A 16,195-nucleotide genomic window follows, 5' to 3' on the forward strand; every position below is an offset into this window, starting at 1 on the left:
TCGTCAAGATTAAATTCCGAAACCCCAATTGCGAAAGCAGTTGGGGTTTTGTTTTGCCCGCAGGAAAGTTCGTACAGCATTCACGGACGCCGTCCGGCTGTCATACCCTGCCGACAATGCTAAGGTTCTGCCTGGCTTTTGTACTTCTCCAAGGAAACCCTTATGCCGGACGCCCAGTCCCTCAACGCTGCATTCATGGTGGTCCAGAGCAATAGCCTGGACGAACTGCGCAGCCTTGTGATCAGCATAATGCGGCGCTACCCACTGGCACCGCTGGAGAACGAAATCGCTCTGGTGCAGAGCAACGGCATTGCTCAATGGCTCAAATTGGCTCTGGCTGAAGATCCAGAGGACGACGACCTCGGAGGTTGCGGCATCGCGGCAGCAATTGATGTGCAACTGCCAGGCAGTTTCATGTGGCAGCTATACCGCATGGTGCTGGGCCGAGATGAAATTCCTCCCAAATCCCTGCTCGATAAGGCCCCGCTGACCTGGCGCCTTATGCGCCTGCTCCCTCAGGTCATTGATCGTCCGCATTTCGAGCCGTTGCAACGTTTCCTCACCCACGACGCCGACCTGCGCAAGCGCTACCAATTGTCCGAACGCTTGGCGGATCTGTTCGACCAATATCAGGTGTACCGGGCCGACTGGCTTGAAGACTGGGCAGAAGGCCGGCATCAATTACGCAATGTGAGGGGGGAAGTAAAACCATTGCCGGCGACCAGTTGCTGGCAGGCAGAATTGTGGCGAGCGCTGCTGGATGACGTGGGCGAACAAGGTATGGCGCAGAGTCGTGCCGGCGTTCATCAACGGTTTATCGAGCGCATTAACAACCTCACCGAAGCGCCTGCGGGATTGCCATCGCGAGTGATCGTTTTCGGGATTTCTTCGCTGCCAGCCCAAGTGCTTGAGGCGCTGGCCGGGCTTGCGCGTTTCAGTCAGGTCCTGCTGTGTGTACACAACCCGTGCCGCCACCACTGGGCCGACATTGTCGCCGACAAGGATCTGCTGCGGCATCAATACAAACGGCAATCGCGCAAGACTGGAATGCCCGCAGTACTGGACCCTGAAACACTGCATCAACATGCCCATCCACTGTTGGCTGCATGGGGCAAACAAGGCCGGGACTACATCAACCTGCTCGACAGTTACGACGATCCCAATAGCTATCGGGCGGCTTTTCGCGATGGCCGCATAGATCTGTTCAGCGAAACTCAACCACGCAATCTGCTCAATCAACTACAGGACGATATCCTGGAGTTGCGTCCACTCAATGAAACACGTGAACACTGGCCCGCCGTCGATCTGGCACAGGATGAGTCGATCCGTTTTCATATTGCCCACAGCGCTCAACGTGAAGTCGAAATACTGCACGACCAGCTCCTGGCACGCTTCAGTGCCAATCCGGATCTGCGTCCCCGCGATGTGATCGTGATGGTGCCTGACGTCGATAGCTACGCGCCGCATATCCGCGCGGTTTTTGGTCAGCTTGATCGCCATGATTCGCGGTTTATCCCCTTCACATTGGCAGACCAGGGACAACGTGGCCGTGATCCACTGCTGATCGCGGTCGAACACCTGCTCAAGCTTCCTGACAGTCGTTTCCCGGTCAGTGAAATTCTCGACCTGCTCGATGTTCCTGCACTCCGCGCTCGCTTTGGTGTAGAGGAGCGCGACCTGCCAACACTGCACCGCTGGATCGAAGGCGCGGGCGTGCGCTGGGGCATGAATGCCGAGCAACGTGCGGGCCTGGGGTTACCCGACGAACTAGAGCAAAACAGCTGGCATTTCGGTCTGCGCCGCATGCTTCTCGGTTACGCCGTTGGCAGCGCCAATGCGTGTGAAGGGATTGAACCCTACGATGAAATCGGCGGACTCGACGCCGCACTGATCGGGCCGTTGGTGGCTCTGCTCGATGCCCTGGAGCTCGCCCACCAGCAGCTCACCCAACCGGCCCAACCCAAGGAATGGGGATACCGGTTGCAGGCGCTGATGCAACTGTTCTTCAAGGCCAGTAACGAGCATGACGACTACCTGTTGACCCAGCTCGAAGAGCTGCGCGAAACCTGGCTGGAAACCTGTGACGCTGTAGGTCTGGCGGATGAGCTACCGCTGACAGTGGTTCGTGAAGCCTGGCTCGCCGGTCTGGACCAGGGGCGTTTGTCTCAGCGTTTTCTGGCCGGTGCCGTGAATTTCTGTACGCTGATGCCCATGCGTGCCATTCCATTCAAACTGGTCTGCCTGCTGGGGATGAACGACGGGGATTATCCCCGCGCGCAGCCGCCGCTGGACTTCGACCTCATGGGCAGCGATTACCGTCCGGGAGATCGCTCGCGGCGTGAAGACGACCGGTATCTTTTACTCGAGGCACTTTTGTCGGCACGCAATCAGCTGTACATCAGCTGGGTGGGGCGCAGCATCCGCGACAACAGTGAGCGACCGGCTTCAGTGTTGATTGGCCAACTGCGCGATCATTTAGCTAGCGGTTGGCGATTACTTGATGAAAACCGCGATCTGCTGAGTGCCATGACCCAAGAGCACCCGCTGCAACCGTTCAGCGCGCGTTATTTTCATGAGGGCGATCAACTCTTCAGCTATGCCAGCGAATGGCAGGTTCTGCATCAACAGCATGAGCCTCAAAACGAAGCGCAGTTACTCACCCCTTATGTGCAAGAAGAGCCGTTGAGTCTGGCGTTGTTGCAGGACTTTTTGCGCAATCCGGTTCGGCACTTTTTCACCCAGCGTCTCAAGGTGTACTTCGAGGCCGCCGAAGCACCGCTGGCTGATGAAGAACCCTTCGTGCTTGACGCATTGCAGCGTTACACGCTCAGCGACAGCCTGCTTGAAGCCGCTCTCAGGCAACCCGAAAATGTCGAACAGGCGCTGACTGCCCAGGCCCGACGTCTGCAGAACAGCGGCCTGTTGCCAATGGCCGGGTTTGGCGAGTGCCTGCAACGAGAGTTGATCGAACCCCTGCCGGATCTGCTGCAGCGTTATCAACAACTGCTGACACTGTGGCCGACCCCGTTGAGCAGTGCGACGCCGATCAACCTTGAGTTGCAGGGCTTGCGCCTTGAAGGCTGGCTCGCCGGTTTGCATCAGCGTGCCGACGGTGGTCTGTTGTCTATCACGACCATTCCCAACAGCATTGGCTCGATCAAAAGCCGTAAATGGCATCGCCTGACCAAACCTTGGGTCAATCATCTGGTGGCCTGCGCCAGCGGACTTTCCCTGAGCACCGCGTTGGTGGCCAGCGATGACACGCTGCTGCTTGAACCGATGGAGCAAGATCGAGCGATACGTTTCCTCAGTGATTTGCTCCTCGCCTGGCAGGCGGGTATGCGCCAGCCACTGCCGATCGCAGTCAAAACCGCCTTTGCGTGGCTCTCTCAGAGCGACCCGCTGAAGGCCGACGCGGCGGCGCGTAAAGCCTATGAAGGTGACGGGCAGACCAGCGAAGGTGAGCGCCGTGAGAGTCCCGCATTGTCGCGGCAATTTGCCGACTTCGAGGCATTGCTCGCCGACGAGACGTTCTCCGGTTGGTGTGACGCTTTGTATCGCCCGTTGTATGAAGCATCTTGGCGTTCGCTGTCCACCGAGGGGGCTCGGGCATGAGTACACAGACACCCCTGGCACTGGCATTCCCGCTACAGGGTAGCCAGTTGATCGAAGCCAGTGCCGGTACCGGTAAAACGTTCACCATCTCGGCTTTGTATCTGCGGCTTATCCTTGGGCACGGTGACGAGGAGAGTGGATTCGGCCGTGAATTGCTGCCACCACAGATTCTCGTGGTGACCTTCACCGATGCCGCGACCAAGGAACTGCGTGAGCGCATACGCACGCGTCTGGCTGAGGCCGCTCGATTTTTTCGTGACGAAACGCCTGCGCCCGATGCACTGATCGCCGAATTACGTGGTCAATTCGACCCCCAACAATGGCCCGGTTGCGCCAACCGCCTCGATGTCGCTGCGCAATGGATGGACGAGGCTGCCGTTTCGACCATCCACAGTTGGTGTCAGCGCATGCTGCGCGAGCACGCGTTCGACAGTGGCAGCTTGTTCACCCAATCCCTGGAAACTGACCACAGCGATTTGCTCGGCGAAGTGCTGCGCGATTACTGGCGACTGTTCTGTTACCCGATGCAGGGCGATGCCTTGAATTGGGTTCGCAGCAATTGGGGGGGGCCGGCGGCGTTGTTGCCTCGTGTGCGCGGCCTGTTCGCCAGTGAGCGTGACAGCGACGAGGGCAAAGCGCCCGCGGAGCTGATCGATGAGTGCCTGCAAGAACGCCGCGCGGCGTTGATCGAACTGAAAATGCCTTGGCGCCAGTGGGCAGACGAGTTGCTCGCCATCTGCCAACAAGGCGTTGCGAGCAAAACCGTCGACGGGCGAAAAATGCAGGCGCGTTACTTCGAACCGTGGTTCGAAAAGCTCAAGGCATGGGCCGAAGACGAGACCCTGGAGCAACTGGATATCGGCACCGGTTTCACCCGACTGACCCCCGACGGTATGGCCGAAGCGTGGAAAGGCCAGGCGCCAGGTCACCCCGGCCTGGACGCGATGCCGAAGCTCAAGTCGAGCCTCGATGCATTGCCGACCCCCGATGCCGCTGTGCTGCAACATGCCGCCAAATGGGTAGGCGCTCGCTTTGAAGAAGAGAAGCGGCGTCGCGCCGAGATGGGCTTCGACGACATGTTGTTGCGCCTGGATGCCGCACTGCAATCCGACGGAGGCGAACGTCTTGCGACGTTGATTCGCGAGCAGTTCCCGGTCGCGCTGATCGATGAGTTTCAGGACACCGACCCGGTGCAGTATCGAATTTTCGAAAGCATCTATCGCATTGAGGAAAACAGTCCCGAGACCGGCCTGTTTCTGATCGGTGATCCGAAGCAGGCGATCTACGCTTTCCGCGGTGCAGACATCTACACCTATCTGCGCGCGCGTCAGGCTACCACTGGCCGACTGCATACGCTGGGCACCAACTTCCGTTCCAGCCACGGCATGGTCAACGCGGTCAATCATGTATTCGCACGCGCCGAGTCCCGAGAGCAGGGCCGCGGCGCGTTTTTGTTCCGCGAGAAAAACGGCGAAAACCCGGTGCCGTTCCTCCCCGTCGAATCCCAGGGGCGCAAGGAACAGCTGCAGGTTTGCGGGCAAGCAGTCGCGGCGTTGAATGTCTGGCACTTGTCCACCGACCAGCCGCTATCGGGCGCGGTCTATCGCCAACAGTTGGCAGCCGCGTGCGCCAGCGAAATCACCGCGTTGCTCAATGGCGGGCAAAACGCTAGCGCAGGTTTCACTCAGGACGGCAAAGACTTCAAAGGCCTGAGGCCGTCCGACATCGCGATTCTCGTGCGCGACGGCAAAGAGGCCCAGGCCGTACGCGGTGAACTCGCCGCCCGTGGCGTGCGCAGCGTTTACCTGTCGGACAAGGATTCGGTATTCGCGGCGCAAGAGGCTCACGACCTGTTGTCCTGGCTCAAGGCCTGTGCCGAGCCGGATGTCGAGCGCTCCCTGAAAGCCGCATTGGCCTGTATCACTCTGAACCTGCCATTGGCCGAACTGGAGCGTCTGAACCAGGATGAACTGGTCTGGGAAACCCGGGTCATGCAGTTCCGTGGCTATCGCGAGCTATGGCGCAAGCAAGGCGTGCTGCCGATGTTGCGCCGCCTGCTGCACGACTTCCATCTGCCGCAAACCTTGATGACACGCACCGATGGCGAGCGTGTCCTGACCAACCTTTTGCACCTGTCGGAATTGATGCAGCAAGCAGCAGCGGAGCTGGACGGTGAACAAGCGCTGATTCGCCATCTGGCTGAACTGCTGGCAGTGTCTGGCCAGGCTGGCGAAGAGCAGATTCTGCGTCTGGAAAGTGATGAGCAACTGGTCAAGGTCGTGACTATCCACAAGTCCAAAGGCCTGGAATATCCATTGGTGTTCTTGCCGTTCATTTGCTCGGCAAAACCCGTGGATGGCAGTCGCTTGCCACTGCATTATCACGACGCCGAGGGCAAGGCTCAGGTGAGCCTGAAGCCAACCGCCGAGCTGATTGAGCAGGCGGATGATGAGCGTCTGGCCGAAGACCTGCGCTTGCTCTACGTTGCGTTGACCCGCGCGCAGCATGCCTGCTGGTTGGGCGTGACGGATCTCAAACGGGGCAATAACAACAGCTCGGTGCTGCACCTTTCGGCGCTGGGCTATCTGCTCGGCGGTGGCGCATCGCTGGGCGAGTCCAGCGAACTGAAACGCTGGCTGCAAGACCTGCAACAAGACTGCCCGGCCATCCACATCGATGAAATGCCCCAACCCACCGACGAGCATTACCAGCCGCCACGCAATGACGCCGTGCTGAGCGCCACACTGTTGCCCAAGCGCAAGGCCAGCGAAAACTGGTGGATCGCCTCCTACAGCGCTCTGCGTATCAGCGACGTATTGAGTGTCGGCAGCGATGAAGCGCCGGACAGCCCGCAAGCGCAAAAGCTGTTTGATGACGAACGCCTCGACCCCGATGCGCCACGGGAAATCATTGCCGGCGGTGCCGATATTCACCGCTTTCCGCGCGGTCCCAATCCCGGAACGTTTCTCCACGGTTTGCTGGAATGGGCCGGTGATGATGGCTTTGCCGTTTCCCGCGAGGCGCTGGAGGATGCGATTGCCCGGCGCTGCAACCTGCGCGGCTGGGAAGGCTGGATCACCACCCTGAGCGATTGGTTGCAGCATCTGCTCACATCGCCATTGCCGATCGCTGGCGGGCAACCGCCGGTTGTTCTTGAGCAACTGAAGCAATATCGGGTCGAGATGGAATTCTGGTTCGCCAGCCATAAAGTCGATGTACTCAAACTCGACGAACTGGTGCGTCAGCACACTCACCGGGGTGTAGCCCGCGTGGCGGCAGAAGCGGTGCAACTCAACGGCATGTTCAAAGGCTTCATCGACCTGACCTTTGAGCACGATGGCCGTTATTACGTGGCGGACTACAAATCCAATTGGCTTGGCGTAGATGACCTGGCCTATACCGAGCAGGCCATGGAGCAGTCGATCCTCGACAACCGTTATGACCTGCAATACGTGTTGTACCTGTTGGCGCTGCATCGCCAGCTCAAGGCACGACTGCCGGATTACGATTACGACCGGCATGTTGGCGGCGCGTTGTACCTGTTCCTGCGCGGCACCCGCGCTGACAGTCGCGGGGTATATTTCGCCCGTCCACCCCGTGAACTGATCGAGCGTCTCGACCGTATGTTTCAAGGAAAACCCGAGCCCAAGTCCGAACCCGCCTGGGAACAGGGAGTCCTGTTATGAGCCGTACCTTTGCCGATCTGCTCCCTACACCGCTGGCAGCCGACAGCCTGTCGAGGCTTGCGCCGCTGACCCGCGCCGATGATCTGTTGATATTGCTCACTCGTTGGGTCGAGCGTGGTTGGTTACGTGCCCTGGACAAAGCATTCGTCGCGTTCCTGCACGAACTTGAGCGTGATACGGATCCGCTGGTGCTGCTCGCTGCCGCCCTGACCAGCCATCAATTGGGCCACGGTCATGTCTGTCTTGATCTGTACGAAACCCTGAAAGCTCCCGACTTCGCGCTGTCGCTGCCCCCTGAAGGTGACGTGCAAGGTGGTGTGCTGTTGCTGCCTTCGCAATTGCTTGAGGCGCTCGACGGTGCTCACTGGTGCAAAGTGCTGGCGGGCAGTTCACTGGTCGCACTCGCGGCGGATACCAGCGATAGCGCACAGCAACGCCCGCTGGTGTTGTCGGGCAAACGCCTCTATCTGCGACGCTACTGGGCCTACGAACGGCGTATTGATACGGCGTTGCGCCAGCGCCTGCAGCAAGTCGAACCAACACCGGACGATCTGCCGCAGCGCTTGAATGAACTGTTCGGATCAGCCAAGGCGGGGGAAGTCATCGACTGGCAGAAACTCGCCTGCGCCCTTGCCACTCGCGGCGCCTTCAGCATCGTCACCGGCGGTCCGGGTACCGGCAAGACCACCACAGTGGTGCGTTTGCTGGCCCTGCTTCAGGCACCTGCAGTCGCTGCCGGTCATCCGCTGCGGATTCGTCTGGCGGCACCGACAGGCAAGGCTGCGGCGCGGTTAACCGAGTCCATCAGCCAGCAAGTGCAGTCGCTGAAAGTTACCGAAGAGGTGCGGGCGAAGATTCCTTGTGACGTCACCACCGTGCATCGCCTGCTGGGCAGCCGACCCGGCACCCGCCATTTCCGCCACCACGCCGGCAATCGCTTGCCACTGGATGTATTGGTGGTCGACGAAGCCTCGATGATCGACCTGGAAATGATGGCCAATCTGCTTGATGCCTTGCCACCCCATGCACGCCTGGTCTTGTTGGGCGACAAGGATCAACTGGCCTCTGTGGAGGCCGGTGCGGTGCTGGGGGATTTGTGTCGTGACGCCGAGGGTGGCTGGTACAGCCCACACACCCGCCAATGGCTGGAGTCGGTCAGCGGTGAGTCGTTGCAGGACAGCGGCTTGCATGCGGACGTCGATGGCGCTCACCCGCTGGCCCAGCAAGTGGTCATGCTGCGTCACTCCCGGCGCTTCGGCGAGGGCAGCGGGATCGGTCAGCTCGCACGTCGGGTCAACCAACAGTTGCCGGATGAGGCGCGCCAGTTACTCACCGCCGGACACTATGACGATGTGTATTCGTTGCCGCTCAAGGGCGAACAGGATCACAAGCTGGAGCGTCTGTTGCTGGAGGGGCATGGCGATGGCCCACAGGGTTACCGGCATTATCTGAGTGTGCTGCGAGATCAGCGTCCACCCTCGGGCCGACCACTCGAGCATCCGGACTGGGTTACTTGGGCCCGCGAAGTCTTGCAGGCATTTGACACTTTCCAGTTGCTGTGCGCCGTGCGCAAGGGGCCTTGGGGTGTCGAAGGCCTGAATCAGCGGATCACCGCCGCATTGCTCAAGGCGCGTCTGATTGAAAACGATCAGCAATGGTACGAAGGCCGTCCTGTCCTGATGACTCGTAACGATTACGGTCTGGGCTTGATGAACGGCGACATCGGGATCGCCCTCAAGCTGCCCGAGCGCGAAGGTCCGGATGCGGGCAAACCGGTATTGCGCGTGGCGTTCCCGCGCAACGATGGCCGGGGCGGCGTGCGCTTCGTATTGCCGAGCCGCCTCAACGACGTCGAAACCGTCTACGCCATGACGGTGCACAAGTCCCAGGGCTCGGAATTTGCCCACACGGCGCTGATTCTGCCGGATGCCTTGAATCCGGTGCTGACCAAAGAATTGATCTACACCGGCATCACCCGGGCCAAGCATTGGTTCACCCTGATTGAATCCCGACCGGGGGTGTTCGAGGAGGCGGTGCAGCGCAAGGTCAAACGCCTGAGCGGGCTGATGCTGGAACTGGAGGAGGGGAGCGCGTCTGCGAGGTGAGAATCCCGACGATTGACGGTGATTACTGACCGACCGGTCAGATGACGCTGTATCGCTGGCGTATCAACGCTGTGCTATCGTTGCGGCATCACTTCGGTACGATCCAAGAGAATCCCTGCATGAAGGTGTCTGTCTGGGCGACAGGGCGCGTAGTTGTCTGCAAGCACGCGTTGCTTGTCGGTCTGCTCTGGTTGTTGACGGGCGCGGCTGTCGCGCAGTCGCAAGCGCCGACGGGCATGGCCGAACAACGGGCCAAATCTGTCACTCAGGTCGTTCTGGGTATTCTCAGCTACGCGCGCTGGCCGGTGGAACCCGCGCAATTGCGTCTGTGCATCGTCGGCCCCACTGAGTACACCGACGATCTGGTCAAAGGCACCACTCAAGCCAGCGGCCGGCCGGTGGCCGTACGCCGTCTGCTGGCCGACAACCCGGCCATCGTCGGCGAGTGCGATGCGGTGTACATCGGCAAGCTCACGGCGGATGAACGCGCTCGCTTGTTCGCTTCGCTGATCGGTCATCCGGTGCTGAGCATCAGCGAAGGTGGCGATCAGTGCACCGTCGGCAGTCTGTTTTGCCTGCGCGTTGGCGATGAGCAAGTGTCCTTTGAAGTCAACCTCGACTCCGTTGCCCGCAGCGGCGTGCGCATTCACCCGAGCGTGCTGCAACTGTCGCGTCGCAAACCGGCGGCGCCATGAAACTGTTCCCAGCGAAAAACCGCCCAACCCTGGGCTCGGTCATTGGTCGAGGGCATTTGACGGTCGCGCTGGTAGGCGTGGCGATGGCCAGTGTTTCGCTGACGTTGCTCGGTGTATTGGCGCTGCGGGTTTATGCCGATCACAACCTGCATTTGATCGCCCGCTCGATCAGCTACACCGTGGAAGCTGCGGTGGTTTTCAACGATAAGACGGCCGCCAACGAATCGCTGGCGCTGATTGCTTCCGCCGAAGAAGTCGCTGATGCCCAGGTGCTGGACAGCCAGGGAAAACTGCTCGCGCATTGGCAACGCCCGGAAAACGGCTTGTTCTCTGAGCTGGAAATGCAGATCACCCGCGCCGTCCTGGAAAAACCCATCAGCCTGCCGATCGAGCATCAGGACCGTGAAATCGGTCGCGTGCTGCTCACCGGCCATGGCGGCAGCCTGATGCGTTTTCTGCTCAGCGGTCTGGCAGGGATCATCCTCTGTACCGCAATCAGCGCCTGGGTCGCGCTCTACCTGGCGCGGCGCCAGCTACGCGGCATCACCGGCCCCCTGCGCAGCCTGGCCGCCGTGGCCCACGCCGCACGCAGCGAACGCGCGCTGGACCGCCGCGTGCCGCCGGCGCAGATCGCCGAACTCGACAACCTCGGCAATGACTTTAACGCCTTGCTCGACGAACTGGAGTCGTGGCAAACCCATCTGCAAAACGAAAACGAAACCCTCGCTCACCAAGCGACTCACGACAGCCTCACCGGTCTGCCAAATCGCGCCTTTTTCGAAGGACGGTTGATCCGCGCGTTGCGCAATGCCGGCAAACACGATGAGCGCGTGGCCGTGTTGTTTCTCGACAGTGATCGCTTCAAAGGCATCAACGACAACTTTGGTCATGCCGCCGGTGATGCGGTGCTGGTGGCCGTGGCCAACCGCGTCCGTGCGCAATTGCGCGAAGAGGATCTGGTGGCGCGGCTGGGCGGTGACGAGTTCGCGGTTCTGCTCACGCCGCTGCACAAGGTCGAAGATGCCGAGCGGATTGCCGACAAGATCCTCGCCAGCATGGACATGCCCATCGCGTTGCCGGGCGACACCAGTGTGGTGACCTCGCTCAGTATCGGCATTGCGGTGTTTCCCGATCATGGTGTCACGCCAGGGGCCTTGCTCGATGCCGCCGACGCGGCGATGTATCAAGCCAAGCGTCTGTCGCGCGGCGCTCAATTCACGGCCGGGGCGGAGCACTCGGTCGATTCCGTTCAAACCAGGAGCTGACTCTCGTGTCCACACTGACCATTCGATCTTTTTACGCTGTGCTGTTGATGGCCGTTCTGGCCCTGACAGGTTGCCAGACCACGCCGCAAAAAGGCCTGAGCCCGGCGCAAGTCGCAGTCCTCAAACAACAGGGCTTTGAGCTGACAGACGAGGGCTGGGAGTTTGGCCTGTCCGGCAAAGTACTGTTTGGCAGCGACGTCGAAAGCCTGAACACGCAAAGCACCGAGATCGTCGAGCGCATCGGCAAGGCATTGCTGGGTGTCGGCATCGAGCGCGTGCGGGTCGATGGTCACACCGATGCATCGGGCAAGGAAACCTACAACCAGCAATTGTCGTTGCGCCGTGCGAAAAGTGTCGCCAACGTCCTGCGCACGGTCGGCATGAAGGACGAGAACATCCAACTGCAGGGTCTGGGCAGCAAAGAGCCGGTGGCGTCCAACGATACGGCGGCCGGTCGCACGGAAAACCGCCGTGTGTCGATTGTGGTCAGCGCCGACTAATCGGCGAACTGCATGTCGCGGGTCTGCCCCATCAACAGACCCTGATTACGCTCGGTCACCTCACGGATGTAATCCCACAACAGGGTGATCCGCTTGAGCTTGCGCAGGTCCTCCCGGCAGTACATCCAGAACTGCCGGGTGATGTCGATGTCCTCCGGCAACACCGGCAGCAGGCGTGGATCCTGCGCGGCGAGGAAGCACGGCAGAATCGCCAGAGAACGCCCTTGCTGCGCCGCGACGAACTGCGCAATCACGCTGGTGCTGCGCAGATGCGCGTTAGCGCCGGGCAGCACGTTCGCCAGGTACAGCAGCTCCGAGCTGAACGCCAGGTCATCCACATAACTGATGAATTGATGCTTGCTCAAATCGGCCGGGCGGCGGATCGGTGGGTGTTTGTCCAGATAGTCCTGGGTCGCGTAGAGCTGCAAACGGTAGTCGCAGAGTTTGCAGCAGACGTACGGCCCATGCTCCGGGCGTTCCAGGGCAATGACGATATCGGCCTCGCGCTTGGACAGGCTGATGAAGTGTGGCAGCGGCAGGATGTCCACCGAGATCGCCGGGTAGGCGTCGACGAAATGGCTCAACTGCGGGGTGATGAAAAAACTGCCGAAGCCTTCGGTGCAGCCCATGCGCACATGCCCGGAGAGTGCCACGCCGGAGCCGGAGACCTGCTCGCAGGCCATGTGCAGCGTGCTTTCGATCGACTCGGCATAACCGAGCAGGCGCTGGCCTTCGCTGGTCAGGACAAAACCACTGGTGCGCGACTTTTCGAACAACAACGTGCCGAGTGCCGCCTCCAGCGAACTGATACGCCGCGACACGGTTGTGTAGTCGACAGCCAGCCGTTTGGCGGCGGTGCTGGCCTTGCGGGTACGGGCGACTTCGAGAAAAAACTTGAGGTCGTCCCAGTTCAGCGAGCCTAGAGAGGTGATGTTTTTTTGCATGATGGACGGGCTTATATGTGCGTTCTTATTAGAAGTTTGCACATCTATACTCCAAAAACAGTCCGACAACCAATTCGTGACACACGCCTCATCTCAAGGCGAACCTTTCGCCTTGGCTCCTACGATAAAAACAAGTTTCGGAGACCAGCATGAACGCATCGCTTACGCCCAACGACACCACGCTGCAAAAGGTCAAACTGTTGATCGACGGCGAATGGGTCGAGTCGCAGACCGCCGAGTGGCACGACATCGTCAACCCGGCGACCCAGCAAGTGCTGGCCAAAGTCCCGTTTGCCACCGCCGCTGAAGTCGATGCCGCCGTCAGCGCCGCCCAGCGCGCTTTCCAGACCTGGAAACTGACTCCGATCGGCGCGCGCATGCGCATCATGCTCAAGCTGCAAGCGCTGATCCGCGAGCACTCCAAACGCATCGCCGTCGTCCTGAGCGCCGAGCAGGGCAAAACCATTGCCGACGCCGAGGGCGATATTTTCCGTGGTCTGGAAGTGGTCGAGCACGCGTGCTCCATCGGCAGCCTGCAAATGGGCGAGTTCGCCGAGAACGTCGCCGGCGGCGTTGATACCTACACCCTGCGTCAGCCAATCGGCGTGTGCGCCGGCATCACCCCGTTCAACTTCCCGGCGATGATTCCGCTGTGGATGTTCCCAATGGCCATCGCTTGCGGCAACACCTTTGTCTTGAAGCCTTCGGAACAGGATCCGCTGTCGACCATGCTGTTGGTCGAGTTGGCAATCGAGGCTGGCGTACCGGCGGGCGTGTTGAACGTGGTTCACGGCGGTAAAGACGTGGTCGATGGCCTGTGCACGCACAAGGACATCAAAGCGGTGTCGTTCGTCGGTTCGACCGCAGTGGGCACTCACGTTTACGACTTGGCTGGTAAACACGGCAAGCGCGTGCAATCGATGATGGGCGCCAAGAACCACGCCGTGGTGCTGCCAGATGCCAATCGCGAGCAAGCGCTGAATGCGCTGGTCGGCGCCGGGTTTGGTGCGGCCGGGCAACGTTGCATGGCCACCTCGGTGGTGGTGCTGGTCGGTGCGGCGAAACAATGGCTGCCGGACCTGAAAGCGCTGGCGCAGAAACTCACCGTCAACGCCGGTAACGAGCCGGGTACCGATGTCGGCCCGGTGATCTCGAAGAAAGCCAAGGCGCGCATTCTCGAGCTGATCGAAAGCGGCATCAAGGAAGGCGCCAAGCTGGAACTGGACGGCCGCGACATCAAGGTGCCGGGCTACGAGCAAGGCAACTTTGTCGGCCCGACCCTGTTCTCGGGCGTGACCACCGACATGCAGATTTACACCCAGGAAATATTCGGCCCGGTGCTGGTGGTGCTGGAAGTCGACACCCTTGATCAGGCAATTGCGCTGGTCAACGCCAACCCGTTCGGCAACGGCACCGGCCTGTTCACCCAGAGCGGTGCGGCGGCGCGTAAATTCCAGACGGAAATCGACGTCGGCCAGGTCGGCATCAACATCCCGATCCCCGTACCGGTACCGTTCTTCAGCTTCACCGGCTCGCGCGGTTCGAAACTCGGCGACCTCGGCCCGTACGGCAAGCAAGTGGTGCAGTTCTACACGCAGACCAAAACGGTCACGGCGCGCTGGTTCGATGACGACAGCGTCAATGACGGCGTAAACACCACCATCAACCTGCGCTGAGGAACTGCCATGAAAATCGCATTTATCGGTCTGGGCAACATGGGCGCGCCGATGGCGCGCAACCTGATCAAGGCCGGCCATTCGCTGAGTCTGGTCGACCTGAACAAAACCGTGCTGGCGGAGCTGGAGCAACTGGGCGGCAGCATTCGTGCTTCGGCGCGTGAGGCTGCCGAGGATGCCGAACTGGTGATCACCATGCTGCCGGCGGCGGTGCATGTGCGCAGCGTCTGGCTCGGTGAGGACGGTGTGTTGGCTGGCATTCGCCAAGGTGTGCCGGCAGTGGATTGCAGCACCATTGATCCGCAGACGGCCCGCGATGTGGCAGCGGCTGCGGCGAAACAAGGCGTGGCCATGGCCGATGCGCCGGTGTCCGGTGGCACTGGCGGTGCAACGGCGGGGACGCTGACCTTCATGGTCGGCGCCACCCCGGAACTGTTCGCCACCCTGCAACCGGTGCTGGCGCAAATGGGCCGCAACATTGTGCATTGCGGTGAAGTCGGCACCGGGCAGATCGCCAAGATCTGCAACAACCTGCTGCTGGCCATCTCGATGGTTGGCGTCAGCGAGGCGATGGCGCTGGGCGATGCACTGGGCATCGACACGACTGTGCTGGCCGGGATTATCAACAGTTCAACCGGGCGCTGCTGGAGTTCGGAGATGTACAACCCGTGGCCGGGCATCGTCGAAACGGCGCCGGCCTCGCGCGGTTATACCGGCGGGTTCGGCGCGGAACTCATGCTGAAGGATTTGGGGCTGGCGACAGAAGCGGCGCGTCAGGCGCACCAACCGGTGGTGCTCGGCGCGGTGGCGCAGCAGTTGTATCAGGCGATGAGCCAGCGCGGCGACGGCGGGAAAGACTTCTCGGCAATCATCAACAGCTATCGCAAGCCTGCAATAGAAGGGCAGCGCTGAACAAACTGTGGGAGCGAGCCTGCTCGCGATGACGGCGGTTGTTTCAACAAGGAAGTGACTGACCGTCCGCTTTCGCGAGCAGGCTCGCTCCCACAGGAGGATTGCGTATATCAGACATTGTTTGCCGGGAAATCACGTCGGGTGATCTCCCGGCTTTTTTGCATCAGGCAAACACGAAATATTTACGCACGGTCTCGACCACTTCCCACGTGCCTTTCATCCCCGGCTCAACCACGAAGATGTCGCCAGCACGCAGGTGGATCGGCGCCATGCCGTCCGGAGTTATCACGCAGTAGCCTTCCTGGAAATGGCAGTACTCCCACTTCACATAATCGACGCGCCATTTGCCCGGTGTGCAGATCCACGTACCCATGATCTTGCTGCCGTCTTCGCTGGTGTAGGCGTTGAGGTTGACGGTGTGCGGGTCGCCTTCGAGTTTTTCCCATTTGCAGGCATCGAGTACCGGCAGCGGATGGGTGTCGCGTAGAACGGTGATAGGGGCGGTCATGTGTCGGCTCCAGACAAGGCGATCAAACGGAAGCTGCACCCTATAGCGCCGTGCTTCTGCCCAGATGTCTGTGCTCGACATGCAGATATCCATAAACGCTGCCAAGTTTTATGGATGGAGGCGTAAACCTTCCAGCAAAATCAATTAACGGCAGTATTGATCTAAAACAAAGGTTATGAAGTTATAACTATTTTACTTGTCTGGTTTTTGCTTTTAGTACGTCGGTTCCGTTGCGTCCTTAGTTACTTCGATAGTCAGCCTGCCTGATAGCGCGGGCGCCCCACCATAC

At 60.3% G+C, this 16,195-nt stretch carries 10 protein-coding genes; 8 read left to right on the top strand and 2 right to left on the bottom strand.

All coding sequences use genetic code 11. The annotated features are described in order from the left end of the window. Positions 1-162 precede the first annotated feature (162 nt). The 6 genes from recC (at position 163) to yfiB (ending at position 11,866) form a co-directional block, all read left to right on the top strand. A complete protein-coding gene (gene recC / locus M9827_RS21255; RefSeq protein ID WP_250607020.1) occupies positions 163-3,615 on the top strand; it encodes an exodeoxyribonuclease V subunit gamma in 3,453 nt (1,150 codons plus the stop codon). After that, complete coding sequence (gene recB, locus M9827_RS21260; RefSeq protein WP_250607021.1) at positions 3,612-7,301, top strand: exodeoxyribonuclease V subunit beta; 3,690 nt, start codon at positions 3,612-3,614, stop codon at positions 7,299-7,301. Before recC ends, recB begins: the two co-directional genes overlap by 4 nt. Continuing rightward, a complete protein-coding gene (recD, locus tag M9827_RS21265; protein WP_250607022.1) occupies positions 7,298-9,406 on the top strand; it encodes an exodeoxyribonuclease V subunit alpha in 2,109 nt (702 codons plus the stop codon). The genes recB and recD overlap by 4 nt, the downstream gene beginning before the upstream one ends. Before the next feature lie 119 nt (positions 9,407-9,525). Beyond that, a complete protein-coding gene (gene yfiR, locus M9827_RS21270; protein ID WP_250607023.1) occupies positions 9,526-10,101 on the top strand; it encodes a regulatory sequestration protein YfiR in 576 nt (191 codons plus the stop codon). Beyond that, the gene (gene dgcN, locus M9827_RS21275; RefSeq protein ID WP_250607024.1) at positions 10,098-11,366 is read left to right on the top strand and encodes a diguanylate cyclase DgcN/YfiN; all 1,269 of its coding nucleotides are present in this window, start codon (positions 10,098-10,100) and stop codon (positions 11,364-11,366) included. Before yfiR ends, dgcN begins: the two co-directional genes overlap by 4 nt. A 14-nt stretch (positions 11,367-11,380) precedes the next feature. Continuing rightward, positions 11,381-11,866 (top strand): outer membrane lipoprotein YfiB, encoded by a 486-nt coding sequence (gene yfiB, locus M9827_RS21280; protein WP_502943464.1) that lies wholly within the window; start codon positions 11,381-11,383, stop codon positions 11,864-11,866. Here the strand turns inward: yfiB and M9827_RS21285 are convergent. Continuing rightward, positions 11,863-12,810, bottom strand: a complete 948-nt coding sequence (locus M9827_RS21285; RefSeq protein WP_250607025.1) for a LysR family transcriptional regulator — start codon at positions 12,808-12,810, stop codon at positions 11,863-11,865. The genes yfiB and M9827_RS21285 overlap by 4 nt on opposite strands. A gap of 149 nt (positions 12,811-12,959) precedes the next feature. On the opposite strand from M9827_RS21285, the gene M9827_RS21290 reads away from it, so the two are divergent. Together M9827_RS21290 and mmsB are read left to right on the top strand one after the other, a co-directional pair. Beyond that, positions 12,960-14,486 (top strand): CoA-acylating methylmalonate-semialdehyde dehydrogenase, encoded by a 1,527-nt coding sequence (locus tag M9827_RS21290; RefSeq protein WP_250607026.1) that lies wholly within the window; start codon positions 12,960-12,962, stop codon positions 14,484-14,486. A 9-nt stretch (positions 14,487-14,495) separates the two neighbouring features. Continuing rightward, entirely contained in the window at positions 14,496-15,398 is a 903-nt protein-coding gene (gene mmsB, locus M9827_RS21295) for a 3-hydroxyisobutyrate dehydrogenase (protein WP_007911617.1), read from the top strand. A 163-nt stretch (positions 15,399-15,561) separates the two neighbouring features. On the opposite strand, the gene M9827_RS21300 is transcribed toward mmsB, so the two are convergent. Then, entirely contained in the window at positions 15,562-15,906 is a 345-nt protein-coding gene (locus M9827_RS21300; RefSeq protein WP_003177747.1) for a cupin domain-containing protein, read from the bottom strand. Positions 15,907-16,195 lie beyond the last annotated feature (289 nt).

This window comes from Pseudomonas sp. AKS31, from assembly GCF_023634765.1.
Classification (GTDB): Bacteria; Pseudomonadota; Gammaproteobacteria; order Pseudomonadales; family Pseudomonadaceae; genus Aquipseudomonas.

Excerpts from the sequence above, each read along its gene's own strand:
- M9827_RS21300 (WP_003177747.1), bottom strand. The coding sequence starts at position 15,906 with ATGACCGCCCCTATCACCGTTCTACGCGACACCCATCCGCTGCCGGTA.
- M9827_RS21285 (WP_250607025.1), bottom strand. The coding sequence starts at position 12,810 with ATGCAAAAAAACATCACCTCTCTAGGCTCGCTGAACTGGGACGACCTC.
- dgcN (WP_250607024.1), top strand. The coding sequence starts at position 10,098 with ATGAAACTGTTCCCAGCGAAAAACCGCCCAACCCTGGGCTCGGTCATT.
- mmsB (WP_007911617.1), top strand. The coding sequence starts at position 14,496 with ATGAAAATCGCATTTATCGGTCTGGGCAACATGGGCGCGCCGATGGCG.
- yfiR (WP_250607023.1), top strand. The coding sequence starts at position 9,526 with ATGAAGGTGTCTGTCTGGGCGACAGGGCGCGTAGTTGTCTGCAAGCAC.
- recB (WP_250607021.1), top strand. The coding sequence starts at position 3,612 with ATGAGTACACAGACACCCCTGGCACTGGCATTCCCGCTACAGGGTAGC.
- recC (WP_250607020.1), top strand. The coding sequence starts at position 163 with ATGCCGGACGCCCAGTCCCTCAACGCTGCATTCATGGTGGTCCAGAGC.
- M9827_RS21290 (WP_250607026.1), top strand. The coding sequence starts at position 12,960 with ATGAACGCATCGCTTACGCCCAACGACACCACGCTGCAAAAGGTCAAA.
- recD (WP_250607022.1), top strand. The coding sequence starts at position 7,298 with ATGAGCCGTACCTTTGCCGATCTGCTCCCTACACCGCTGGCAGCCGAC.